A 24875-nucleotide genomic window follows, 5' to 3' on the forward strand; every position below is an offset into this window, starting at 1 on the left:
CTCTTACAAATAAAATCGCCCTGACTTAATCAGGGCGATTGGCTTCTGTTCTACAAAACGAAATTAGTTAGAAGTAGAAGTAGAAGTAGATGTTGAAGTAGATGTTGAGTCGCTATCTGACGCTGCAACTGCTACTACAGTTACTGCTGCTGCTGCACCTACACCTACAGCTGTAGTGCCAGTTGCTGACGCAGACGCAGCGCCTGTTGAGCCTGCTTCTTCTGCTGCAAATGCAGTTGATGCGCTTAGAGCCATAAGAATAGCTAGAGCTGTATTCTTCATTATTAATCCTTGTGTATCCGGTATAAAAACATCGATGTTTGGTAGCATAAAAAATGCTCCAAATTATATTCTAGATAAAAAAGCCTTAGCATGTAAATAGTTTCTTATTTTGCCATGGCTTATGATCTCATTTCTAACACCAGCGTGACATTGTGCGGTTATCTTGCTCCCTTGCTTGCTGATAAACTATCAAGAGTGCATAATTTGTCGGCCTATTTCCTCCAGCACTAGAGGCTTGGAGTCAATAGGTCGTTTTTACTTACACCATATAGAAAGCGATACAGTGGCTTACGCTCAACGCCTCAGGGCGGTAGCGTGCCAACTCTTCAGTATTTAATGGCCTGCATAGCACGCTTAACTTTGCTTTGGCAGCCCATATTATTACCAGTACTAGGGACTTTTACGTGATAAGAAAGCAGCATTGTTTAGGAATACTTAGTGCACTGGGCTTAAGCCTGAGTTCTTTTTCAGCGTCAGCCGATTTTTATGCTGGTGCGTTAGTGAGCTACTCAAATGCAGAATTGAAAAGCTCGTCTTCTGAGTCCGTAAAAGAGGGGAGTCCTTTCCTTCTTAGTGCGCAAGCAGGGTACTTCTTTAATGACTACATTGGTCTCGAAGGACGTTATGGGACATCAGTTCAACGTGATAGTGGTCTTGCCGTTGATAGCGCTTTGAGCGGCTTTGTTAAGTTGAATATGCCGGTTTCAGAGCGAGTTGCACTTTATGGTTTAGCTGGGTATTCAAGCGTTCAGCTTGATCTACAAAATGTAGGTTCTCACAAAGAACAAGGATTTAGTTTTGGGTTAGGTATGCACTACGCTTTAAATAACCAAAGCGCGGTGATATTTGAGTTCGTTGATAACGTCTCTGAAGACCAAGTTCGCCTTAACTCGATTACATTAGGTTTTCAGCACCGTTTCTAATTTAAATACCTAGAGCTCAAACTTGGGGCTAGGGTCTTTTATTCAATTATTATAGTGACATACCATGTTTAAAGGATATTTCTCTATTGCCGCTTTTATATTGGCAAGTACGTTTGCGTCTTATTCAATGGCACAAACACCCACTCCAGAACAAATGAAAATGTTTCAAAATCTACCCGCCGACCAACAACAGGCCTTGGCGAGTAAATATGGTTTCTCCATTCCTTCTAGTTCATCTTCAAGCAAGTCTCCTTACGAAAACCCGCAAGTAATCAAACCTAGAGCTGAATCTAGTGGCGCTGTATCTTCCAATATCGAAGAACAATGGCTCAAAAAAGGTGAGCAGGAAGATCTTAAACGTTTTGGTTTAGATCTTTTTGCTGGTTCTCCAAGCACTTTTGCTCCGATCAGTGATGTTCCTGTGCCAGCAAATTACACCGTGGGTGCTGGTGATGAAATCATTGTGCAGTTGTTTGGTAAGGAGAATGAAACGCATCGTTTACGCGTAAATCGTGCGGGCACAATCAACTTCCCCTCACTTGGGCCGGTAAATGTTGCTGGCATGCACTTTTCTGATGTTCGAGACTCTCTGACGCAACGTGTAAAAGAGCAAATGATTGGTGTGCGCAGCGATATCTCATTGGGTGAATTACGCACCATGCAAGTGTTTGTAATGGGGGATGCATATAAGCCTGGTGCCTACACGGTTAGCGCATTAACGACAATTTCACAAGCTATTTATTACAGCGGCGGTTTTGGTGAAAGTGGGGCGCTGAGAGATATCCAGCTAAAGCGTGATGGTAAAATCATTCGTAAGTTGGATATGTATGACCTTTTACTAAAAGGTGATGCAAGTAATGATGTGCGCTTACTACCGGATGATGTTGTTTTAATTGGTTCTGTTAACGATACAGTGTCTATAGAAGGCGAGATCAACCGTCCGGCAATTTATGAAGTCAAGGCCGGTGAAACTTACCAACAACTTATTCAGATGGCAGGTGGTTTTACTGCGAATGCTCATGTCGAGCAGTTGGAGATAAAACGCTACGCTTCACATGGCGCTCGTGAGGCTTTGACACTTGATTTCAATAAAACGCAAGATCGACAGAGTAAAGTTAAAAATGGCGACGCCATCAAGATCTTGAAAAAAAGCGAAGAGCTTACTCGTTACGTGCAGATAGAGGGGGATGTTCGTCATCCTGGCTATGTGGAATGGCGCAATGGCCTTCGTGTTGCCGATCTTTTCAAATCTGTTGACTCAGCTTTTAATTCTACAGCTGATGTTAACTATGCCGTTGTGGTAAGAGAGATTAATCCACAGCGTGATATTGAAGTGTTCCAACTAAGTTTAGCCAACGCAATTCTATCACCAGGTAGCCAAGACAACCTCCAGTTACAATCACGAGATCGTATATTGGTTTTCAACCGCTTTAATAGCGAAGATTTGGATACATTGGTAACACAAGAGGCTATTTCAAAAGCAAAAACATTGGAGCAAGCGCAAGAGCAAGCTGAGCTGGAACAACAGAAAGAGCAAGAAGTGATGAGCTCTTCTGTTGCCGTTTCGCATTCAGAAAATGGTATGCTTAACAACCAGAACGCCACAGAGCAGGCTAAACCCGCTAAAATCATTTTCCGTGGTAAAGAGATTACAGAGGAAGATTTTGAAAAGCTGAAGCAAAATACTCGTCGCACTTTACTTGCCCCAGTTTTGTTACAACTTCAGCAACAGTCTCGTTTGGGGCTAGCCCCTCAAATTGCTGAAGTCTTTGGTGAAGTGAAGCACCCAGGACGCTACCCGATCACTCCAAGAATGACGGTATCAACGCTTATTGAAGCTGCTGGTGGATTGACTTACAACGCATTCACAATTAATGCAGAACTAGCGCGAACCGCGATTAATAGTGCGGATGAGCGTGCGTATATTGATGTTGGACGTATTGATTTGCGTAAAGCAATCCAAGGCAGTGCTTCGGACGATGCAATTATTGTTGGCCGAGATCGTTTGAACATCCTAGAAAAGCCAAATGTGAAGCTACAAAGCACAGTCACTTTACAGGGTGAAGTTCGTTTCCCTGGAACCTATACCGTGCGTCAAGGTGAAACCTTAAGTGAGTTGTTGGACCGAGCGGGCGGTCTAACCGAGTTTGCTCATCCTCAAGGAGCAATATTTACGCGTGAAGCATTGCGCTTACAAGAGCAGAAGCTCTTAAATCAATATGCAGCGGATATGCGTAAAGAAACCGCGAAGAAAACGTTCCGAGCAGATAGCAATATAGGTTCTGTAATTTCAGATCCAGAAAAAACGTTAGCATTTGTTGAGGAAGCAAGTCGCAGCAAAGCACTTGGCCGTATGGTGGTACAGTTAAACCGTATCTTAAAGGGTGAACGCTCAGCAGACTTTATGTTAGAAGATGGAGACTTCCTCTTTGTTCCGACTTTCCGAAACACCGTTTCGATAATGGGTGAAGTTCAGGTTCCAATTACCTACTTGTTGGACAACAAACTTGACGTCGATGATTACCTGAACAAAGCGGGTGGTGCTAAAAAGCAAGCCGACGAAGACCGCATTTTTGTAGTACGTGCGGATGGTTCTGTTTACAAGCCTTCATCAGGTTATTGGTTCGGAAACAATAAAGAAGGGTTAAAAGCTGGTGATACTATCGTTGTACCAATTGACACTGACTATAGAGATGCACTAAGTACCTGGACAGCTGCGACACAGATCCTATATCAAACCGGTGTAGCGATAAACGCACTTAAGTAACAAGGATATTGTACTGGAGGCTCAGGTATTTGAGCCTCCTTTAAGTTATAGAAAGTTCTTAAATGGGAATCCTTTACACAGCATGATAGAGAAAAAAGACACTAGTCAAAGTTATGAGAAGTCAATAAATCAAATAGATGATGAGAAGAAAGATATAGATCTAAGAGATTTATTTTCTGCATTCTGGAAAGGTAAATTGCTTATTATCATATTTACGGCAGTTTTTGCTGTTGGGGCCGTATTTTTTGCGATCAAACAACCTAATATATACTCAGCGAATGCCCTGCTAGCACCAACTGAAAGTTCAGATGGAGGGGCCCTATCTAAAATGTCTGGACAGCTAGGTGGCCTCGCTGCGATTGCTGGAGTTAACTTAGGTGGAAGTGAGGCTAGTCGTACAGACCTCGCTGTTCAGGTAATTCAATCTCGTCAATTTATAAATAAGTTCATATCTGAACACGAGATTTTAGTTCCTTTAATGGCAACAAAGGGCTGGAATCTAGATAAAAACACGTTATTAATTGATAGTGATATTTATGATGCAAAGACCAAATCATGGCTGAGGTTAGCTGAAGGTTTAAGGACTAGTGAGCCAACGCTTCAAGAAGCATCGAGTTATTTCAAAAAAGAAATATTTAGTATTGAAGAGGACAAAGAAAGCGGCTTTTATTTAATCAAAGTTTCACATTTCTCACCTTATGTTGCTAAACAATGGGTTGATCTTTTAATTGATGATATTAACAAGGTGATGCGAGAACGAGCCATTAAAGAATCAACTAAAAACTTGGAGTATTTAAACAATCAGCTCAATAAAACGGCAGTGGCAGACATGCAAAGCATGTTCTACAAACTAATCGAAGAGCAGACTAAAAGTTTAATGCTTGCTAAAGCTCAAGATGAGTTTGTCTTTAAAGTAATTGATCCTGCAGTTGTGCCTGAGATTAAAGCAAGTCCGCAGAGAGCCCTTATATGTGTACTGGGCACAATGCTCGGTTTTATGTTAGGGGTGTTTATTATTTTTGTTCGATTTCTCTTTGTTGGATATAGCTCTAATAGAAAATAATCGTAAACGAAGAGTATACATCCAAGTTATTATATAAATAATATACTATAAGGCATGAAAATGTTAAACCATAAGACGGCCCTTATCACAGGTGGCACCGGTTCGTTCGGTAAACAGTTCATTAAAACCATTCTTGGACGCTATCCAGAAGTTAAAAAAATCATCATTTTCTCTCGTGATGAACTAAAACAGTTTGAGCTGAAACAAAAGTATCCTGCAAAAGACTTTCCTCAACTTCGCTTCTTCATTGGTGATGTGCGTGACCAAAATCGTATGATTCAAGCTTGTGAAGGCGTTGATGTCATCATCCATGCCGCGGCGATAAAGCAAGTTGATACTGCAGAATATAACCCAACTGAGTGTATACGAACTAATATTACGGGCGCAGAGAACGTTATTAATGCGGCGTTACATTGCGGTGTAAAAGATGTTGTAGCTCTTTCCACAGACAAAGCGTGCGCTCCCATAAACCTTTATGGTGCAACGAAACTGGCTTCTGATAAGTTGTTCACTGCCGCCAATAACATCAAAGGCTCTAAAGATATCCGTTTCAGCGTTGTACGTTATGGTAATGTCATGGGCTCTCGTGGTTCAGTGATCCCATTCTTTTTGAGCAAACGTGAAGAAGGTATTCTACCAATCACTCATGAAGATATGACGCGTTTCAATATCTCATTGCAAGATGGTGTGAATATGGTGATGTACGCTCTGGAAAATCACTTAGGTGGTGAGATTTTTGTACCGAAAATCCCATCTTACAAAATCTTAGATATCGCTGAAGCTATTGCTCCTGAGTGTGAAACTAAAGTGGTTGGTATTCGTCCTGGTGAGAAGCTCCATGAAGAGATGATCACTGATACTGATTCTCTAAACACGATCGATCTAGGTAAATACTATGCAATTCTGCCTTCTGTTTCGTTCACTTATACAGAGAAAGAATACCTCGAACACCACAAAGCTGAAAAAGTACCGTTTGGTTTTAAATACAACTCAGGTACGAATACAGAGTGGGAAAGTATTGAAGGCCTACGAGAGCTAATCAAAGAGCACGTTGACCCAAACTTTACAGTGTGAGAACAGTTGTGATTCCTTACGGCAAGCAAGATCACAACTGTAGATGTTTTATTGGAGGCTTTGAGTTAGGGTGAAGCAAAGAGCCGCGTATCGAAACGGATTTATCAATTAATATGCCAGCTAGTACCTTACTGGTCTTACCTGACTTTTTATATACACGTTATGTCCTTAACTAAGAATTCAATAATATACTTATCAGCCAATATAGCAACTGCTGCTATTCCTTTTTTACTGTTACCTGTTTTGACGCGAGCCCTTCTTCCAGAAGAGTATGGACAAGTGGCTATGTTTCAAACGTTAGTAGCGGGGTTAGTTGCATTCGTTGGATTAAACACAGTTGGTGCTGCAAATAGAAAGTTTTACGATCATACAAATGAGAAAGAACTTGCACAGTATAATGGGGCCTGCATTCATATTCTCGTTATAAGTACAATAGCATTACTTTTTATCTGTTTTTTATTCTCTGAACCTTTGAGTCAGTTTTTATCCATACCTAAAAGCTGGTTGTATGTAGCATTAATTTATAGCGCATTAAGCTTTGTCATGAATTTACGTTTAGGGCAATGGCAAATACGGAGTAATGCAAAAAAATATGGGCTAATGCAGTTATTTTATGGTGTGTTTAATATGGTGCTGTCTTTAATCTTTGTTTTATATTTTGAATATGGAGCACAGGGACGAGTTGATGGGCAAGCATTAGCTATGATATCTGTTGCATTTGTTGCGCTGATTAGTTTGTTTAAAGAAAAACTAATCAATGTTACTTTGTTCAGATTAACTTATATTAGGGAAGCATTAAATTTTGGTTTGCCATTGATACCACATTTTTTTGGTGCATTTCTTTTGACTACGGCTGATAGATTTGTAATAAATCAGAATTTGGGTTTAAGTCAAGCTGGCATATATATGGTCGCAGTGCAGATAAGTATGGCTTTTAATATAATCTTTAATGCTATTAATAAAGCATATGTACCTTGGTTATTTAATATATTAAAGGAAAATGATAGTAAAAAAAAGAAACTAGTTGTAAAGTATACGTACATATATTTCTTATTCTTATTGGCTTTCTCACCGTTACCTTTTGTTTTAGGTCCTTGGTTAATGAATCTCATCGCGGGTGAACAATATCAAGAGGCCGGTAAAGTTATTGGGTGGTTATGTTTAGGACAAATATTAGGAGGGATGTACTTGATGGTCACAAATTATATATTCTTTTCAAAGAAAACGGGAAAGCTATCTATCGTTACTTTGATCTCTGGTGCTATCAACCTCCTTTTGTTGGTCTACCTTGTTGATATAATAGGGTTTGTTGGCGCAGCAATTGCTTTTACTGTGGCAAAATTATTCCAATTTTTATTTACTTGGCTCTTGGCATATAAAGCAGTTGATATGCCTTGGTTTACGATTGAAATTATTAGTGATCAAAAGAGAAATGTCTAGCGATTAATTCTTATGAAAGTTTTAATCGAAATATATTATAGAGTTAGAGGCAATGAAGAAAAAGATAAAGAAGTTTCTATTTACAAAGCTAGCCAAAAGGAATATTCAATCATTTGGTGATGGCCTTACAGTTAATAATAGAACAATATTTAACAAAAGAACAATAATAGGTGAAGATTGTCACTTTAATGGGCTTAGAGTTCAAGGTGATGGTCAAGTTACTATCGGAGATCATTTCCATTCTGGTCATGGATGTATATTGATTACAAGTAATCATAATTATATGGGAACGGCTCTTCCATATGATCATACGAATATAAGTAAAGATATAACGATTGGTCGTAATGTTTGGCTAGGTCTCAATGTAATTATTTTACCTGGTGTTCGAATAGGAGATGGTGTAATTATCCAGGCTGGTTCAGTTGTGACAAAAGATGTCCCAGATTTAGCGATAGCAGGTGGACATCCTGCTAAAGTATTCTCTTATAGGGATAAAAAACATTACTATAATCTTGACAAAAATAAAGTATAAGTGGTTTATATGTTTAAGAAGCTTAAACAATTCGATTACCTTACCTTTTCAACAACCGATAGCTATCTAAGGTATAGAATCTTTTGTCAAGGAAAGCATGGTCTGACTTATCGAATTGCGAGCTATTTTTATAATTTCATAAAGTCATTAAACCGTCTTAGTTTTAAAATTAAAAAAAGTGATGTTATTTTCATATATAGTACTGAAAACCAAAAAAAATCATTAGATTTAATACAAGAAAAATATAAAGAAAAGCATGGTAATGAATGTGGTGTCAGCTATTCATTAAAAAATAAGTTAAAATCTAACTATTATTTTCCTGAATTATATACATATTTAATTTCTCTAGTGTTTTTTCCTTTAGCAATCGTAGAGTCATTATATTCTATTTTGTTTAAAAAGGATTATGATAAATATGCTCATGGTATAGATCGTTATATATTATCCTTCGGTCAATATATAGTATACTGGTTTTTCTTGTCATTAATTAAGCCGAAAATAATAATATTAAGCAATGATCATAACTCTGAGATTAGAGTGGTTTTAAGCATAGCAAGAAAGAAAGGAATAAAAACAATCTATGTTCAGCACGCTTCTCCCAATGCTCAATTGCCACCTTTAGAACAATTTGACAAGTCTCTTCTCGATGGACAGGCTTCACTTGATGTTTACCATAGCATTGGCGAGTTATCAGAAGATGTTGACTTAGTTGGAATATCAAAACTTGATAGAGTAAAAAGAATAAAAGAAGACGATTATTCGCGTGAGTTTATATCTGTCGCAATAAATTCTAGTTTTGAGATATCTAATTTGATTCGTTTGATAAAAGAAATCAACTCTTACGGGGAAGCTGTCAGATTAAGACTTCACCCCGGTCAAATGGGAAGTCAGAATTCAATTAAAAAGAAGCTCAATGGACTTGATGTGATTTTCAATGACCCGAAAAGAGATGACCTATTTGAGTTTATTCTAACGTCTAAGTCATTAATCGCTGGCAACTCCAATATATTGCTTGAAGCAGCGTTGCTAAATACCCCTACGTACTATGCAAAGTTAGATAACTCTGAATTTGATTACTATGGTTTTGTGAAAAATAAAATCAGTGTGGAAATTAAGGAGGATTTTAGCAACATCAATCAAGTCTTTGATATTAATTCGGTCAGAAGTAAAGAAAGCTTAAAGTATTATGACCACTCTGTAGGTGAAAGTTACTTTGGCTATAGTGATGAACTCATATGTGAGCATATCGATAATTTACTGAATAAGTGTAATTAGGTTAAAAGATTTATGAGTCATATATGAATAATGAAAGGATATTTCTTAAAATAAAATACGAAACGATTATCAAGTTATTGTTATTAATAAACTTCTTCTTTCCTACTTTCAATAATATATTTGAAAGTACAGGTGATACGGGGGTGATGATGATCAACTTGATGATGCTTTCTCTTTCATTGCTAACGATATGTTTTATTGTCAGAGATTATGGGTTTGAGTTTGAATTTGGAATTAATGTTTTTTTAATTATTGCGTTTCTGTACCTTATACTAACAATTTCCGGTAACTTTATTAATAACAGAGTTATTTTCTCTGATGTATTCGAATTGTTTAGGCCAGTGTACTATACGATATCTTTTTTGCTTTTTTATTTACTTGTTAAGTTTGATATTGTAATACCAGAAAAAATACTTAAGCTCTTTAGTCGATTTATATTAGCTACAGCCTTTTTTAGCTTCATTTGTTTGCTCTTTTACCAACACTTTGGGCGAGAAGTGATGGCATTCTATGCAAAAGCCTCTTTGTTATCTACTCGCCGTTTTACAGGAACGTTCCAAAACCCATATGATTTTGCTTTTGTCGCTGTTCTGCCATTAATGTACTTAATCATGAAGTTCGTAACAGAAGGTAAGGTATATCGTTTGGTTTGCATTTCAGTTTTATTTATAACGATTCTTTTTGGTCAAAGTAAATCAGGCTTTGCAAGTTTTCTTGTTGCAACAACAATAGCATTGTTTGCTTCTTTATTTATCGTTAATCGAGATAAGATTAGAAAAAGTATTGGTTATCACGTTAGGTTTCTTTTCTTTCCTGCTTCAGTGGCAATATTCGCGCTAATTATCGTGCTATTCTATTTTGATGATTTTTCATACTTGTTAAATGGAATTATTAAGATAATTTCTGGGGATGGAGATAAATCAAGTCAAATAAGAATATATCAAGCTAAAGTGGCTTTAGATATGTTGGAAAATAACTTGCTTGAATTGATGATGGGATTTGGTTCATTCAAAGCATCTGGTTTGAAGTTTGAGTCTCTATACTTCCTATATCTTTTTAGGTATGGCTTTCTTTCCGTGCTGATTCTATTTTTCTGGATAATATTTCCTATTGTTATACTTGCTTTTCAAAAGGTTGAGCTAGAAAAACTTTACAAGGTGTTGCTGTTTGGTCTGTTTGTGTCTGTTATACCAGCCGGTTTTGGTAACAATGTAATAGATCAATCTAGAATTCCATTCATTTACTTTGGTTGTTTGGGCGTTACCTACGCGTTAATTCATAAAAGAACTGTAAAGAGGTCAGTTTGAAAACTATTTTACTGTCATCACTATCCTATGAAGGCTGCTATGGTGGTGTTGAAAACTCATTACGTTATCTATCTAAATCCTACAAGCGCAATGGTGACAATGTGATCATTTTGGCGTCTGCCTATTTTGATAAAAAGTTTGAGCGATTTGGGGGGGAAGATGGCGTCACGTTAGTTCGTTTTAGACGTAAATTCTTTGTCAATAAGTATCTAAACATGATGCTTTTCCCTTTGTTTATTTTGGATCTTGTTTGGGCGTTGGCACTGATAAAATACAAATATCCAATAGATAAATCTGTTTGTCGAAATCAATTTGTTTGTTTCTTCGTCAATTTGCTTTTTGCTGAAAAAAACGTTTACTTAGCCCCAGGCTTTAGCCATCGACAGTCAGCTAAAGAGAATATGACCAATGGGGGCTTTACGCTTACTTTGAGACGTAAGCTACATATGCTGTTTGATTATGCTGCATTACGGTTTAGTAAGTCTGTATGTGTCTTTTCTCATAATATGTTGCAGCAAGCTCAGGAAGTCTCTTCAAGTTTTTCTTCTGGGTCTATCGCTAAAAAAATTTCTCTGACAAAACCAGGTGTCGATAAATCAGTTTTCTTTCCTATTTACGGAGAAGAGAAGGATTCTCTTAAGGCATTTTTGGGCCTACCACACGATAAAGTAATTTTGCTTTGTGTGGGACGTTGCGTGAAGGCGAAAGGCTTTGAGTTAGCACTGCAAGCGATGGAGAGCAATGAACACTGTCATTTAGTCATAGTTGGTGATGGGCCGGAGCTTGATAATTTAAAGGAGCTTGCAAGTTCACTTTGTGTCGAACAAAGTGTAACGTTCTTTGGAGCTCGTAGTGATGTTAAGAACTTTTATCAATCTTCAGATTATTTCTTTATGTCTTCTACTTATGAGCCGTTAGGTCAGACTATTCTCGAGGCCATTTCTTGCTCTCTTCCTGTTTTGGCATTTGAATCAGGTGTACTGACAGCAACTAAAGAACTGATGCAGGATAGAGGAGTCATTTTTATCAAAAGTACCGATCGTGATACTATGAAAGCTTCCGTTGCTTCACTGCCAGCTGTAGAGTCGAATGACTATAAACTCCTTTCAGAAAGTGCGTTTGAGTTATCCGCTCTTTTTGACTGGGACAAGCTAGCACAAGATTTAGTCGCAGATATTGAGTAAAGGTAAGAAATGCTTGTATCCATAATAATGCCTGTATACAACGGCGAAAAAACGATACTTGGTGCAATTAATTCAGTATTGGCTCAGACTTATGAAAACTGGGAGCTAGTTATCGTGGATGATTGCTCTAAGGACCAAACTTATTCGGTTGTGAAAAGTGTTGACGATGAACGAATAAAGTTCTATCAACTGGATTCTAACACTGGAAGCCCAACATCTCCCCGAAACTTCGGGTTATCTGTATGCAACGGTCAATATGTATCATTTCTTGATGCAGATGATCTATGGGAGCCTAAGAAGCTAGAGCTGCAAGTCGCTGTACTCGAACGTGGATATAATATTGTTTGCTCTAATTACTCTGTATTTGTAGATGAGAATTGGGAAGCTCCGATTTCCTATCGCCAGTTTCCAAAAGAGTTCAACTTTCGTAAAATGTTGAGAGGAAACTGCATCGGCAACCTTACTGGTATCTATAATAGAGATAAACTTGGTATTGTGCCTCAAAAACATCAAGGTCACGAAGATTATATTATGTGGCTAGAATTGGTGAAAAAAGGTGGAAACGTATACTGTGTTCAGGAACCATTGGCGCGATATCGGCTATCTTCGAGTTCTGTTTCTTCAGATAAGCTACGGGCAGCAAAATGGCAATGGCGAATTTATCGAGAAGAGCTAGAGCTAAATGCCTTAGTGAGCAGTTACTATTTCTCGCAGTATGCCCTTAACGTAGTAAGGCGAAACTTTTTTAAGTTTTTATAAACAAAAAAGGGCCTATACTGATAGCCCTTTTTTATTTATTTGTTTTCGTTTTCTAGCGCCCCATCCCAAACAACACTGTTTTAACCGTAAGGAAAAGAATCTTCACTTCCATCATCCAGTTTTGGTGTTTGATGTAGTAGATATCGTATTTATGCTTCCAGATAGCGTCTTCTACCGATGCGCCATAAGGGTATTTTACTTGAGCTAGACCAGTTACCCCTGGTTTAACGGCGTGACGAAAGCGGTAGTAAGGAATGGCTTTTTCCAATTCAGAGATGAACACCTCGCGTTCTGGACGAGGACCAACCATCGACATCTCTCCCTTTAGTACATTGATTAACTGAGGGAGCTCATCTATGCGAGTTTTACGAATAAAACAGCCGACTTTCGTTACGCGAGCGTCGTTCTTGGTCGCCCATTGGGCACCGTTCTTTTCCGCATCGTTTCGCATCGAGCGAAACTTGATCACTTCAAACTCTTCATTATATTGGCCAGTACGACGCTGCTTAAAGAATACCGGACCTGGTGACTCAAGCTTAATGAGCAGTGCCGTAATAAGCCCTACTGGGATAGCAACCCATGACAGCATAAAAACAAACAAGAGATCGATGAAGCGCTTTTGCCAGCTGTTCTTACGATTAGAGAGGATAGAAAAAGCTTTTTGGTGTAAGAAGTAGCCGCTATGCAAGAGCTCAGTTTCAGTGTAGCCAAGTGAACGATCAAAGTAGCTAACTAGAGGCTCAACCCAAGCACCTAGTTCTGTCGCAGCTACAAGAAACGCTTGCTGCTCAGGGTTTAGATGTGAGCTTTTGAAGTGGCAAAGCGTTTTACTCTTGAAATCCCTAAGAGCATAGTTATTAACTTGTGCGTTAATCTCAGGGTGTCTCTTAAGTACTTGAGCAATCTTTGCTTCGTCTTCTTTTGGACAGTAGATATAAAGGCAAGCGTCTGTTTCACTTGCGGATAACTCGTCCAATGCTGATGTTATGCTGATAGAATTATTTTTAGTTAATTCAGAAGCTTCTCGTTCTTGAAGCGTGTCGCTCATACTGTCTGTCATAGGAATGGAATAAGTTGTTTTCGACTAGCCAATTGCTTACAAGTCGGCGATTATAATTTAATTCGTATAGAAATTATATCCCTTAATCCAGAACATGCTTGTAACTTTGTTAATTTTCTTGAACCTGAGTCCTTACTTATGGCTTGTTTTTGAATCTTGACGTAACTATATCAATGAATTCGACAAACTATGTTTGCGATATATTATGTTGCCTCGAAATTAAATGATTATCTAATTCACTATATTACGCAGTTATATCCGAGGTTGATTAGTTTTTGATAAAGCGCTTTTTTCGAATCTCCCTCACCATGTATAAGGTGAACCTCTTTAGGAGGAGTAGGAATGGCAGTTACAAATTGTATTAAGTCGTTCATATCGGCATGCGCAGAGTAGCCTGACATCGTATGAACTTGAGCTTTCACTTTCACGCGCTTACCTTCAATCAATACACTTTCTTCTCCATCCTGGATACGCCGACCTAAAGTCCCTTCCGCTTGATAGCCAGCAAATAGAACATCATTTCTTTCATCAGGCAGTAAAGCTTCCAAATAATTGACGACACGGCCACCTTCACACATTCCGGAGGCTGCAACCACGATAGCGGCTTCTGATGTACTTGCGAGACGGTTAACGAGCTGTAAATGGTCTGCGTGGCTTTCGATCGTAATGCATTGGTCAAACGCGAGCGGGTGTCGATGATGATCGAGTCGCTCTTTCGCTTCAGATCCCCAAAGTTTTTTAAAATGGCGATAGGTATTGGTCACCTTTTTAGCCAAAGGAGAGTCGAGAATAATAGGCAGTGAATCTTGCAAAGCGTGCTCATGTATAAGCTGCTCTATATCAAAAAGTAACTCTTGGGTTCTCCCGACACTAAAAGCTGGTATCACAATTACGCCACCATCCCCAAGGGCGTGCTCAATAATAGAAAGTAATCTCCTGCTGCGAGACTCTACATCCTCGTGAATTTTATTGCCGTAAGTCGACTCGATAAACAGGTAGTCAGCTTTTTCCGGTGATAAGGGATCCGGTAGGAGAGGTGTGTTGCGAGGTCCCAAATCCCCAGAGAAAACAACAGCCTCCTGGTTTGATAAATGAAATTCAACATATGCTGAGCCTAAAATGTGCCCAGCAGGTTGAAAGCGAAGAGAAGTACTCTCTTCTATTTCTACCCACACTGAGTAAGGACAAGGACGAATAAGCGCTCGAATAAAATCGAGCACTTTCTCTCTTTGATGACGTCGCATACCCAATTGGAGCTTTAAACCATCTTCTAACATAAGCGGCACGAGCTCAGCGGTGGCTTCCGTACAGTAGATAGGGCCCTTATAGCCAGCTGCTAATAGCCAGGGCAGCCTACCAATATGATCGATATGAGAATGAGTCAGCACTACCGCTTTGAGATGAGCGATAGAAAAGTCGATACCCAAACTCTGCTGCTGAGTATTGTCTTGGCCTTGTAGCAAACCACAGTCGATCAGCACACTTCCATTTTGTAACACGAGCTCGTGGCAAGAGCCAGTAACCGTATTTTTCCCACCGTGGTGCAGTACTTTCATAACAAAACGACGCTTTTACCTTTGCTAGCTTACACTTGTGAGTATCTATTTTACACATAGTCAAACCTCACTACTTGGCAGCGATTCGGTAAATCGCTCAGTAGGTAGGGTAAGCAGGCAGATAGTGAATAAGTGAGCGTATTGTAGGCAAGCAAAATAGGAGAAAGAAAATGGCAAAACTGAAAGTTTAGAGAGACTTAGATATTCGTCATAAATTTGACTACGTTTCATTGCAACCGCTTGTGATGCAATTCATATTATTGCAACTATTTTCATTTAAGCTTTTGGAATCAGCGTCACTGGCTGTTTAGTGCTCGCTGCGTAAATGAGTGTCTGATAATTATAATCTTATAAAACACGCCACATTTATGACGGAATAAGTGTCAGAAAAAAGACATTTTTTTGTAAGCTTTTTACACGTTCTACTTTTAGTTGCAACGTGTTTACTATACAATTCGTCTCCTGTTTGGAAATGCAACCGTTCACATTACGTGCAAAAACTTGCTTCTAGGAGCCAGACCTAGGGGCGGTAGCGTGCCCAAATCATCGGTGAAGCCTCCTTCCTAATAAAAGAAAGAGGTCAAACTAAAGAATGTTCAATAACAATAAGCACCTAAGTGCATTTCTGGCAAGATTGATTTATAAAAAACGAGAACTATTACAAATTTATGTAATTCCCTTTTGTCAGAGGGACGCTCAAAGCTAACAAAGTGGCGAGCAAATGTTGGTTAGGCATAGGTTACAATTTAAATCTCCATTTCTCATACCTATCAAAACCAAGCACTAAGCGTGTAGAAGTAGTTAACTGTCGGCCCAAACCGTTAGTTAGCATATACAAGCTTTGTATTTGGCCTGCCTATAAAAAGCTATGAACCCGTGACCGTCATGAGCGAGTATCGGAGTGATTCAGTTACTTACATATCAATATTAAAAATTAGCGTTTGCTGTGCGTTACAACCCATGTTGTCTAATGTGGTTTTGTCACGCCAAAAAATCACCTGCTTGTTCTTGGGTTCGGCTTATTCAGATATGAGCGAAAAAGAATCAGCAGTATCGGACCTGTGATGCAATGGAATCCGTAAAGGGAATCAGTCGGATGCGTTATAGATTTACTTCAAACTTATTTAATAACACAGTTGGCTATCATGAATAATGCATATTTATTTGTATTTATTTTGTCGTTCGTTCTACTTTTTGTTATGCGCAAGGTCGCTAAGCACGTAGGTCTAGTAGATAAACCCAATGCAAGAAAGCTTCACCAAGGTGTGGTGCCACTTGTAGGAGGGATCTCCATTTTCTCTACTATATTGGTGGGGTTCCTTCTGTTCTTACCAATGAATGACAACCTATCACTCTACTTATCTTGTTCGGCTGTACTCATCGTGCTCGGCGCATTAGATGACTATTATGATGTAAGTTTCAAAATTCGCCTTATTATCCAAGCAGGAATATCCCTTGCGATGATTTACATCGGAGGCCACAGCTTACACGATTTAGGCTACTTAATGGGAAGCGAAACCATTGCCCTGAATGAAGTTACTGGCGCGGTGATCACCGTGATTGCGGTAATAGGCGCCATTAACGCATTTAATATGGTTGATGGTATAGACGGCTTGCTGGGCGGGTTAGCCTCTGTCACCTTTACAGCATTAGGTGTTGTATTTGTCTACAACGGAAACGAATACTTAGCCACGATCTGTTTATTGATCGTGACTGCGATGCTCCCTTATATCTTCCTGAACTTAGGTTTCCCACTTGGTCGCCGCTTTAAGATCTTCATGGGTGATGCAGGCAGTATGTTTATCGGCTTTACCGTGGTCTGGATGCTGATTCGCGGCACGCAAGAACCAGGAGCTGTAGCCTTCAAGCCAGTCACAGCACTATGGTTGATAGCTTTACCGTTGATGGACATGGCAACCATTATGATCCGTCGTATTCGTAAAGGTCAGTCACCATTCCAACCAGACAGAGAGCACCTACATCATATTTGTCAGCGTATCGGGCTTTCTCCAGGTGCTACGTTAATTTTCATCTGTTCGTTGGCATCAACTTGTGCCGCTATCGGTTTGTGGGCTGATTTTGTTGGCATTAGTGAATCAATAATGTTTATTGCTTTCTTGATTTTGTTTACGTGCTATTTTTCGGTAATTAGCCATATTTGGCGCATTTCTTCTTGGTTCAATAAGCTATTTCATACTTTAGGACTGCAGTTTACGTCTAAGTAGAAGTTAAAAAGCCTATTGGGGCAAGGGAGCTAAAATAGGACAAATCAAGCAATTATAGTTAGTTAGCTAAAACTAACTGTCTCAAAATGAATAAAAGTTGTCTCAGTATCGAAAGTATACTGAGATAAAAAGTAGAAAAACTTCACGATTTAAGATGAAGAATTCTACAGACACTTCTCGAAAAACCGCTTCTATTTAACACGATGGGCATGCGGTAATAAACACAGACAACAAAAATCAACAAGAAAAACGCTGGCTGCAAACGTTGGGTTTGATAACGCCAGTACGTTTTGTTGTACGTGTCTCGTGTTGATAAATGTAAACATATTATATGTCCCTTATGTCTAGGGGCATTAGGTTGTCTAGGAAATATTAATGACTAAAAAGAAAATCCTTACGGTTTTTGGCACTCGCCCAGAAGCTATAAAAATGGCCCCTCTTGTTCACGCATTAGCAGCAGATGATCGCTTTGAAGCAAAATGCTGCGTAACTGCTCAGCACAGAGAAATGCTAGACCAGGTACTCGAGCTATTCGAGATCACGCCGGACTATGATCTGAATTTGATGAAAGCGGGTCAAACGCTCAATGATGTGACAGCTCGAATAGTACAAGAGCTAAAGCCTATCCTTCAAGAATTTCAGCCAGATGTCGTTTTGGTTCATGGAGACACGGCGACGACTTTTGCTGCTAGCTTAGCCGCATATTACGAACAAATTGAAGTCGGTCATGTGGAAGCAGGCCTTCGCACAGGTAACATATACTCGCCATGGCCGGAAGAAGCCAATCGTCGTTTGACTGGTGTACTTACCAAGTATCATTTTGCCCCTACAGAAACGTCAAAAGAGAACCTTCTACGTGAGAACTTCGCACCAGAAGGCATTTTTGTTACGGGTAATACGGTTATTGATGCGCTGCTAATGGTTAAAGACAAAATCGAATCTGACAGCGATTTGAGTGCGACATTAGCGGCACAATTTCCATTCTTAGATGACAGCAAAGAATTGATATTGGTAACGGGGCATCGAAGAGAAAGTTTTGGTGGCGGCTTTGAACGTATTTGCGAGGCATTAGCTCAAACGGCGAAACAACACCCAAATGTACAAATTCTTTATCCAATGCATTTGAACCCTAATGTTCGCGAACCAGTTAACCGAATTTTAGGAGATGTTGAAAATGTGTTGTTAATTGAACCGCAACAATACCTTCCATTTATCTACTTAATGAGTCGTTCCCATATCATCCTAACGGACTCTGGGGGTATTCAAGAAGAAGCTCCATCTCTTGGTAAACCAGTACTAGTTATGCGTGATACAACAGAACGTCCTGAAGCTGTTGCCGCAGGTACAGTGAAATTAGTTGGTACTAGCGTAGAAAAAATCACGTCCAGTCTCGATTCACTATTAAATGACAAAGAAGCATACAAAGAGATGAGTTTTGCGCACAACCCCTACGGTGATGGCAAAGCCTGTGAAAGAATTTTAAACGAATTAGTAAACTAAGTTTAGGAAAAATTATGTCATTTGAAACGATTTCAGTTGTTGGTCTTGGTTATATTGGTTTGCCAACTGCGGCCATGTTTGCTTCCCGTAAGAAAAAAGTGATAGGGGTTGATGTAAATCAGCATGCGGTGGATACCATTAATAAAGGCGAAATACATATTGTTGAGCCTGATTTAGACATGTTAGTTAGCGCGGCTGTGCAACAGGGTTATCTTGAAGCGACTACTGCCCCGAAGTCTGCAGATGCTTTTTTAATAGCCGTGCCTACACCATTTAAACCATGTAACGAAGGGGACATTCCTGAGCCGGACTTAAGTTATATCCACAGCGCGGCTAAAGCCATTGCACCAGTGTTAAAAAAGGGCGACTTAGTTATTCTAGAGTCAACCTCACCAGTGGGTGCAACTGAGCAATTGTCCGGATGGTTGGCAGAATACCGTGATGACTTATCATTTCCACAACAAGTAGGTGAAATAGCCGACATTAACGTTGCACACTGCCCTGAGCGAGTGTTACCAGGTAAAGTCGTTACAGAATTGGTTCAAAATGACCGTGTCATCGGCGGTATGACAAAGCGTTGTTCAGAGCGTTCTGTTGAGTTGTATAAAACATTCGTCATGGGAGAATGCGTAATTACTAACGCAAGAACTGCGGAAATGGCGAAATTAACTGAAAACAGCTCTCGTGATGTTCAAATCGCTTTTGCTAACGAACTTTCAATTATATGTGATGAGTTGGATATTGATGTGTGGGAGTTAATCGCTTTGGCTAACCGCCACCCGCGCGTGAACATTTTACAACCAGGTCCTGGTGTCGGTGGTCACTGTATAGCTGTTGACCCATGGTTTATTGTTTCGAAAACTCCTAATCAAGCTCAAATTATTCACACTGCTCGTAAAGTAAATGATTACAAACCAGAGTGGGTTATTGAAAAAGTTAAAGTTGCGATTGCTGATTTTTTACAGTCTAACCCGAGTAAGACTGCGAAAGATGTCACTATTACTTGTTATGGTTTAGCGTTTAAACCTGATATTGATGATTTGCGTGAAAGCCCAGCATTATCCATTGCAAGAACCATTGCAATTCAGCACTCATCTGAAGTATTGGCTGTTGAACCAAATATCGTATCTTTGAACGAAGAAAATATCCGTTTAGTAACTATTGATGAATCTTTGTCTAAAACAGACATACATGTAATGTTAGTCGATCATAAGCAGTTTAAAAAAATAAAATTGAATGATGCATTTGTTATCGATACAAAAGGGATCTGGTAAAATAGCTTAGCTCCAGCGTTGATACTAGTGATCAAAGAATATGTTTTATTTCTGACTAGCAGTGTAGGAAAGAAGTGTAAAGACGTTACTATGCAAAGGTTTGAGAGGTATTAATAATCCATGTTAAAATCTGTCGATATTCTATGTTTGTTAATGTAACTTCAGGAAATAAAAATTCGTCTTGTAGATTATTACTATTTTAAATAGTACTTAGTATCCTAAATAGGAGCGATAAATTTAACCCGTTTATATACTTTCAAATCATTAAAGATAATTGACTAAAGAATAAAGTCGAGCACAAATTATTAGACATTATCTTGCTGATGATTTGTGCCGTTTTTTCGGGTTATGAGTCGTATGGTAATATTATCGACTTCGGCAATGCTCGCTTGGATTTCTTGAAACTAATAAGGTGATTTTTAGTCCGATATTCCATTGGTGATATGCTATCCCGAGTCTTGAGAATGATTAATGGCAAGACCTTAAGTGGTTCTTATGAGCGATCAAACGGCAAAGGAATTATTCATATGGTGAACGCTTTTGTGACTGCGAATAGAATGAATATCGCATTGTAGAAGGAGGATAGAAAAATAACGAAATTACCGTAATCCCCAAGCAATTTGACTTGTTGGACATAAGTGGTTGTTCGGTTACTATAGAATCAATGGTTCGCAAAATAAAATAGCGCAGAAAGTTCTCGATAAAGAAGCGGACTATTTACTGGCAGTTCATACATTACACATAAAAAGCTGCGTAGAATCGAAACGAGAGTGGCTCTAGTGAATCGTGATTTGTCAGTATTAGTTGATATTGAGCATGAATGACCTGGGTTAAAATCAACAGGTATCGTTGCTTCAATTCGCCAAGAATCAGCGACAGTAACGGAGCAAGATGTGAGTGTTCGCTATTATATTTGAACTAGAGAACGAGAAGCGACCAGTTCTTATTGGATGTTATGTATTGATCTATGGGTAAGTATTTTGTTATTTAAATCAAAATATTATATTTAATGGGTGTGCAGAGGTATTTGCGAGGATCAGGCAGTTGTGTTTGGACTTGTTAAAGAGTGAAACCACATTTTAAGGTGGCATTAAACGTAAACGGATGGAAGTATGACATGGGTGAAAACTACTTAAGCAAGGTTCATGCAACCCTAAAGTGACTGTGATGTTCATGTGGTTTTCGTGAGCTGTATTGTTATTCATACCAAAGGTATATGGTAAACAACTGAGGCTAGATTAAAATCTAGCGCTTAATTTATATGAGAATAATTAAAAACGGGTTGAAGAACCTAATAGGTATATTGCTTAGTAAAGGTTCTCATGCAATAACATTATTTATCCTAGCTAGGATACTTACAAACGAAGATTTCGGAAGATTAACATCAATAATAAATTCAGTTAATAGCTATGCCAATGCGCTCTCTAACTCAATTATCTTTGCCTTAACAAAAAATGAGTCTAAGGAAAGAAATTTAGGTAATACATTGGCTGATGGTCACTTTCTATTAATTATATCCATTATATCTAGTGTTGCTTACTCATTTTTTATACTGATATATATAAACTATTTTGGGATAGAAAACTTTTTACCTGCTATAGTTTTTTTCGGGTACGGAGTTAGTCTGATTATAGAGTCGTATGCCGTAGGAAAGTATAGCGGACAAGAAAAATATGGATTATTAGCTAAGTACAATGCTTTTAAAGGTGTTGTATACTTGTTATCAGTATTTTTGGTTACATGGTTTTTTGGATTTTGGGGTGCTATTGTATCGATAAGTATGTTTTGGCTTATTGCTACTATTACATTAGTCAGCATTCTGTTAAAAAATGATGTGGTTGAGGAAATTAAAAGAATTAAAACAAAGCCAAATATATGGGTAGATGTTGTACCCATCTTTTTGTCCGGATTAATGGTATCTGCTGGCTTTTTTATAGCACAAGGTGAGGTATATAATGCAAGTGGTGGCTTTTTAGAGTTGTCTTATTTTAACTCCGCATTCTTAATATATAATTTAGTAGCTATAATTGGCCAGCAGGCTTCATTCCCAATAGTTAATAAGTTTGTTTATGACAAGTCAAAAGATACTTTAACTAAAGCAATGGTAGGTGGTGTTTTATTCGCAATACTTCTACCACTACCTTTATTAATATGGTCGGAACTAACATCTTATTTACTAGGGGAGAAGTATAGCAACCCCTATTTTTATCAATTACAAACCACGCTATTGCTGACTGCTAGTATCGTTATATTTAAGCAGTTGGTTGGTCGGTTTGTTTACGTTAATAGTAGTGCATGGTTCTCCGTACTTAGCAACGCTATATGGGGAGCTGTTTTTTTATATTTTTTCTTTAAGTTAGGCGTGAGTGTTAATAGCTATGCTAATGCTTTTTTATACTCACATTTAATATCTGGAATTACATCACTAATTTTTATTTATTTTAGACTGAAAGAAAGTTTCAGAGTAATAATGATCAGTTTCTTACTTCTTTATTCGGCTTTGGCTGTTGTCGGTCATTTATCAGGTGCTATTCAATGGATATTTTAATTAAAGGTTACTATGGAAAAGGTAACTTTGGTGACGACGCTTTACTTGTATCTGCAATAGATGTAATTAGAGAGCAATATCCAAGTGCGAATCTATATTGTGATGTAGATAAGAGATATCTTACACAATATTCTTTATTTAAGCCATGCTTGGACAACTACGATATGGTTTTTTATGGTGGAGGAACTCAGTTCTTTTCATTTTCTGAACATAGTTTTTTTAAAAAACTAGAATATGTTTTAAAAAAAGGAAAGTTACTCAGAGTTATTAAATCTAAGTTTAGAAAAATGAAACCAGACTCTAGTTTAAAAATAATGATTGGAATGGGTTTAGGCCCATTTGTAGATAAAGATGTAGAAAGAAAAACAAAGTCTATAATAGAAACAGCCGAAGTTGTTCATGTTAGAGATGACTTTAGCCTGGCACACTGCAAAAACTGGGGTATCGCAGCAAGTAAGTATGTAGATCTTTGCTTCTATACAGAGAGGTTCAATGATATTGCAAAGAAAGCTAATACAGAGAAAGGTTGCTATGATGTTGGCTTTATAGTAAGAGATTGGGGGTATAGAGAAACTGATTATGCCGATAAGCTTATAGCCGCAGCAAAAGAATTAAAGGCGTTGGGGGTTTCCTCTCGTTTTATTATTTTTTCTAGCAAGGAAGATGAAAAATCCCGAAGTAAACTAATGACAGCGGGAGTTGATTTTCTAGAGTGGTATGATGATGAATCTAGGTTTGAAGAGTTCATGCTGGAACTTAACAGACACAATATGTTTATCACGGCGAGGTTTCACGGTGCAATATTCGCATCATTATTAAATAAACCATTTGCCATAATATCAATAGATAGGAAGTTAGAGTATTATGCTGATCTTTTCGATTTCGATAATATCATTGATCCTGATAGTGAAAAGGAAAGAGTGATTGACGTATATAATAGTATAAAAGCAAATTACTCGGATTATTGTGATGCAATAATAAAGTCGAATAATTCAAGCTTTAGAGCTGCCAAGGATAGTATTAATGCCATTAAACAGGTCATCGAAAAGGCTAAATTCTCGTGAAAATTATATTCGACTTTAGAGGTCATAAAAATAAAGGTGCCGTTATCAATGCAATGGTTAGGCATATAAAAACTATTCTTTCTTCTGGTGGTGAGTGCATTGCGTTACATGATGAAGGTGTTGAGAGTGAGTTGAATACTGCTCTTGAAAATGTTAATTGCAACATTATTCAATATAGTAGAAAAAGTGCTAAGGAGTTGAATGATGTTAGGAATTTCGTATTTTGCCCCGATATTTACTCGGTTTTAAAAGCTAAAGTAGGTCTATCAAGGTGTAAGGTTATTTATTGGATTCAAGGTGAACTGCCTCAAGAGTCTAAGATGAAGAACCAAGGATTGCACAGGTTTGCGCTGTACACGCTACTTGAATATTTTTCTTATAAAGTGGCTGATACAGTGATATTTGTTTCAGACTATATGAAAGAGTATTATGAGGATAAGTACTCACCTAAAGAAAGCCACCTCGTTATTCCATGCTCTTCTGATTTTAGGTACGAATATCAAGAAAAAATTAAAAATAGCTTCTGCTATGTTGGAGGAATGAGTGCTTGGCAGAAAGTTGATCGAATGATAGAAATTTTTTCTAATATAGTATCCACCAATGAAGACGCTACACTTCATATTGCAACTAGAGATGTTTTAGAGTTAGAAGATGTTTTAAAACGCGTAGGTGTTTCTGAAAAGGTTAAGAAATCAATCTTTATTTATTCTTTTAAATCGCCAATAGAGGTGAACGAGTTTTTAAATGACAAAGAGTTTGGCTTTTTACTTCGAGACGAATCCATAGTCAATGCCGTTGCCTCGCCTATCAAACTAGCAGAATACCTATCTTGCGGTATGAAGGTCATAATGTCACCAGCTGTGAAGAGCTATTATGAAAGTCTAAAAAATACAGGTGCAATAATTAGTGAGCATGATGATGTTACTTGTAAAATAAATGAAAAATTTTCGCCTACTCCGAGTTTAAAGGCTGCGGAAAAGCACTTTAGTACATACAATCACGCAGAAAAATATAGAGAGCTATTTCTGAAATAGATTATTTG

At 38.3% G+C, this 24875-nt stretch carries 19 protein-coding genes and 1 pseudogene; 17 read left to right on the plus strand and 3 right to left on the minus strand.

Annotated elements, in window-relative coordinates; translation table 11 throughout:
* Nucleotides 1-63: 63 nt before the first annotated feature.
* Nucleotides 64-282 (minus strand): hypothetical protein, encoded by a 219-nt coding sequence (locus tag R7P36_RS10460; protein WP_005395817.1) that lies wholly within the window; start codon nt 280-282, stop codon nt 64-66.
* Between the two features lie 404 nt (nt 283-686).
* On the opposite strand from R7P36_RS10460, the gene R7P36_RS10465 reads away from it, so the two are divergent.
* From R7P36_RS10465 to R7P36_RS10510, 10 genes are all read left to right on the plus strand, one after another.
* A complete protein-coding gene (locus R7P36_RS10465; protein WP_025795463.1) occupies nt 687-1205 on the plus strand; it encodes an outer membrane beta-barrel protein in 519 nt (172 codons plus the stop codon).
* Nucleotides 1206-1269: 64 nt separating this feature from the next.
* Nucleotides 1270-3972 carry an SLBB domain-containing protein gene (locus tag R7P36_RS10470; protein WP_065275037.1) on the plus strand — a complete coding sequence of 901 codons (2703 nt, stop codon included), beginning with the start codon at nt 1270-1272 and terminating at the stop codon, nt 3970-3972.
* Between the two features lie 82 nt (nt 3973-4054).
* On the plus strand, nt 4055-5035 hold the full coding sequence (locus R7P36_RS10475; protein WP_065275038.1) for a Wzz/FepE/Etk N-terminal domain-containing protein: 981 nt from the start codon (nt 4055-4057) through the stop codon (nt 5033-5035).
* A gap of 60 nt (nt 5036-5095) precedes the next feature.
* Nucleotides 5096-6109 (plus strand): UDP-N-acetylglucosamine 4,6-dehydratase (inverting), encoded by a 1014-nt coding sequence (pseB, locus tag R7P36_RS10480; RefSeq protein ID WP_065275039.1) that lies wholly within the window; start codon nt 5096-5098, stop codon nt 6107-6109.
* Between the two features lie 162 nt (nt 6110-6271).
* A complete protein-coding gene (locus tag R7P36_RS10485; RefSeq protein ID WP_065275040.1) occupies nt 6272-7549 on the plus strand; it encodes a lipopolysaccharide biosynthesis protein in 1278 nt (425 codons plus the stop codon).
* A gap of 52 nt (nt 7550-7601) precedes the next feature.
* Entirely contained in the window at nt 7602-8081 is a 480-nt protein-coding gene (locus R7P36_RS10490) for an acyltransferase (RefSeq protein WP_065275041.1), read from the plus strand.
* A 9-nt stretch (nt 8082-8090) separates the two neighbouring features.
* Nucleotides 8091-9356, plus strand: a complete 1266-nt coding sequence (locus tag R7P36_RS10495) for a hypothetical protein (RefSeq protein WP_065275042.1) — start codon at nt 8091-8093, stop codon at nt 9354-9356.
* A 23-nt stretch (nt 9357-9379) separates the two neighbouring features.
* A complete protein-coding gene (locus tag R7P36_RS10500; RefSeq protein WP_065275043.1) occupies nt 9380-10663 on the plus strand; it encodes a hypothetical protein in 1284 nt (427 codons plus the stop codon).
* Nucleotides 10660-11847 (plus strand): glycosyltransferase family 4 protein, encoded by a 1188-nt coding sequence (locus R7P36_RS10505; protein WP_065275044.1) that lies wholly within the window; start codon nt 10660-10662, stop codon nt 11845-11847. Before R7P36_RS10500 ends, R7P36_RS10505 begins: the two co-directional genes overlap by 4 nt.
* Nucleotides 11848-11856: 9 nt before the next feature.
* Nucleotides 11857-12606: a glycosyltransferase family 2 protein gene (locus R7P36_RS10510; protein WP_082240133.1), complete on the plus strand. Its 750-nt coding sequence runs from the start codon at nt 11857-11859 to the stop codon at nt 12604-12606.
* A 52-nt stretch (nt 12607-12658) separates the two neighbouring features.
* Here the strand turns inward: R7P36_RS10510 and R7P36_RS10515 are convergent, their stop codons facing one another.
* Together R7P36_RS10515 and R7P36_RS10520 are read right to left on the minus strand one after the other, a co-directional pair.
* Nucleotides 12659-13666, minus strand: coding sequence for a sugar transferase (locus tag R7P36_RS10515; RefSeq protein ID WP_048626565.1), 1008 nt, complete (start codon nt 13664-13666; stop codon nt 12659-12661).
* Between the two features lie 239 nt (nt 13667-13905).
* Nucleotides 13906-15222, minus strand: coding sequence for an MBL fold metallo-hydrolase (locus R7P36_RS10520; protein ID WP_318072727.1), 1317 nt, complete (start codon nt 15220-15222; stop codon nt 13906-13908).
* 1145 nt (nt 15223-16367) lie between these two features.
* On the opposite strand from R7P36_RS10520, the gene wecA reads away from it, so the two are divergent.
* The 7 genes and pseudogenes from wecA to R7P36_RS10555 all read left to right on the plus strand — a co-directional run bounded on the left by wecA (nt 16368) and on the right by R7P36_RS10555 (nt 24867).
* Nucleotides 16368-17447, plus strand: a complete 1080-nt coding sequence (gene wecA / locus R7P36_RS10525) for a UDP-N-acetylglucosamine--undecaprenyl-phosphate N-acetylglucosaminephosphotransferase (RefSeq protein WP_065274082.1) — start codon at nt 16368-16370, stop codon at nt 17445-17447.
* 375 nt (nt 17448-17822) lie between these two features.
* Nucleotides 17823-18947 (plus strand): non-hydrolyzing UDP-N-acetylglucosamine 2-epimerase, encoded by a 1125-nt coding sequence (gene wecB, locus R7P36_RS10530; RefSeq protein ID WP_318122127.1) that lies wholly within the window; start codon nt 17823-17825, stop codon nt 18945-18947.
* A 14-nt stretch (nt 18948-18961) separates the two neighbouring features.
* Nucleotides 18962-20221, plus strand: a complete 1260-nt coding sequence (gene wecC / locus R7P36_RS10535; protein WP_164666542.1) for a UDP-N-acetyl-D-mannosamine dehydrogenase — start codon at nt 18962-18964, stop codon at nt 20219-20221.
* 248 nt (nt 20222-20469) lie between these two features.
* Nucleotides 20470-21383, plus strand: a pseudogene (locus R7P36_RS10540) (ISAs1 family transposase).
* 99 nt (nt 21384-21482) lie between these two features.
* Nucleotides 21483-22769 carry a hypothetical protein gene (locus R7P36_RS10545; RefSeq protein WP_318122128.1) on the plus strand — a complete coding sequence of 429 codons (1287 nt, stop codon included), beginning with the start codon at nt 21483-21485 and terminating at the stop codon, nt 22767-22769.
* The gene (locus R7P36_RS10550; protein ID WP_164666540.1) at nt 22757-23833 is read left to right on the plus strand and encodes a polysaccharide pyruvyl transferase family protein; all 1077 of its coding nucleotides are present in this window, start codon (nt 22757-22759) and stop codon (nt 23831-23833) included. Before R7P36_RS10545 ends, R7P36_RS10550 begins: the two co-directional genes overlap by 13 nt.
* Nucleotides 23830-24867 (plus strand): glycosyltransferase family 4 protein, encoded by a 1038-nt coding sequence (locus R7P36_RS10555; protein WP_164666539.1) that lies wholly within the window; start codon nt 23830-23832, stop codon nt 24865-24867. Before R7P36_RS10550 ends, R7P36_RS10555 begins: the two co-directional genes overlap by 4 nt.
* The last annotated feature ends 8 nt before the right edge of the window (nt 24868-24875 follow it).

It is taken from the genome of Vibrio sp. 397 (assembly GCF_033339395.1).
Classification (GTDB): Bacteria; Pseudomonadota; Gammaproteobacteria; order Enterobacterales; family Vibrionaceae; genus Vibrio; species Vibrio alginolyticus.

Bases quoted from the DNA above. Each gene is read 5' to 3' on its own strand.
- R7P36_RS10460 (WP_005395817.1), bottom strand. From the start codon at position 282: ATGAAGAATACAGCTCTAGCTATTCTTATGGCTCTAAGCGCATCAACT.
- R7P36_RS10470 (WP_065275037.1), top strand. From the start codon at position 1,270: ATGTTTAAAGGATATTTCTCTATTGCCGCTTTTATATTGGCAAGTACG.
- R7P36_RS10475 (WP_065275038.1), top strand. From the start codon at position 4,055: ATGATAGAGAAAAAAGACACTAGTCAAAGTTATGAGAAGTCAATAAAT.
- pseB (WP_065275039.1), top strand. From the start codon at position 5,096: ATGTTAAACCATAAGACGGCCCTTATCACAGGTGGCACCGGTTCGTTC.
- R7P36_RS10485 (WP_065275040.1), top strand. From the start codon at position 6,272: ATGTCCTTAACTAAGAATTCAATAATATACTTATCAGCCAATATAGCA.
- R7P36_RS10490 (WP_065275041.1), top strand. From the start codon at position 7,602: ATGAAGAAAAAGATAAAGAAGTTTCTATTTACAAAGCTAGCCAAAAGG.
- R7P36_RS10495 (WP_065275042.1), top strand. From the start codon at position 8,091: ATGTTTAAGAAGCTTAAACAATTCGATTACCTTACCTTTTCAACAACC.
- R7P36_RS10500 (WP_065275043.1), top strand. From the start codon at position 9,380: ATGAATAATGAAAGGATATTTCTTAAAATAAAATACGAAACGATTATC.
- R7P36_RS10510 (WP_082240133.1), top strand. From the start codon at position 11,857: ATGCTTGTATCCATAATAATGCCTGTATACAACGGCGAAAAAACGATA.
- R7P36_RS10515 (WP_048626565.1), bottom strand. From the start codon at position 13,666: ATGACAGACAGTATGAGCGACACGCTTCAAGAACGAGAAGCTTCTGAA.
- R7P36_RS10520 (WP_318072727.1), bottom strand. From the start codon at position 15,222: ATGAAAGTACTGCACCACGGTGGGAAAAATACGGTTACTGGCTCTTGC.
- wecA (WP_065274082.1), top strand. From the start codon at position 16,368: ATGAATAATGCATATTTATTTGTATTTATTTTGTCGTTCGTTCTACTT.
- wecB (WP_318122127.1), top strand. From the start codon at position 17,823: ATGACTAAAAAGAAAATCCTTACGGTTTTTGGCACTCGCCCAGAAGCT.
- wecC (WP_164666542.1), top strand. From the start codon at position 18,962: ATGTCATTTGAAACGATTTCAGTTGTTGGTCTTGGTTATATTGGTTTG.
- R7P36_RS10545 (WP_318122128.1), top strand. From the start codon at position 21,483: ATGAGAATAATTAAAAACGGGTTGAAGAACCTAATAGGTATATTGCTT.
- R7P36_RS10550 (WP_164666540.1), top strand. From the start codon at position 22,757: ATGGATATTTTAATTAAAGGTTACTATGGAAAAGGTAACTTTGGTGAC.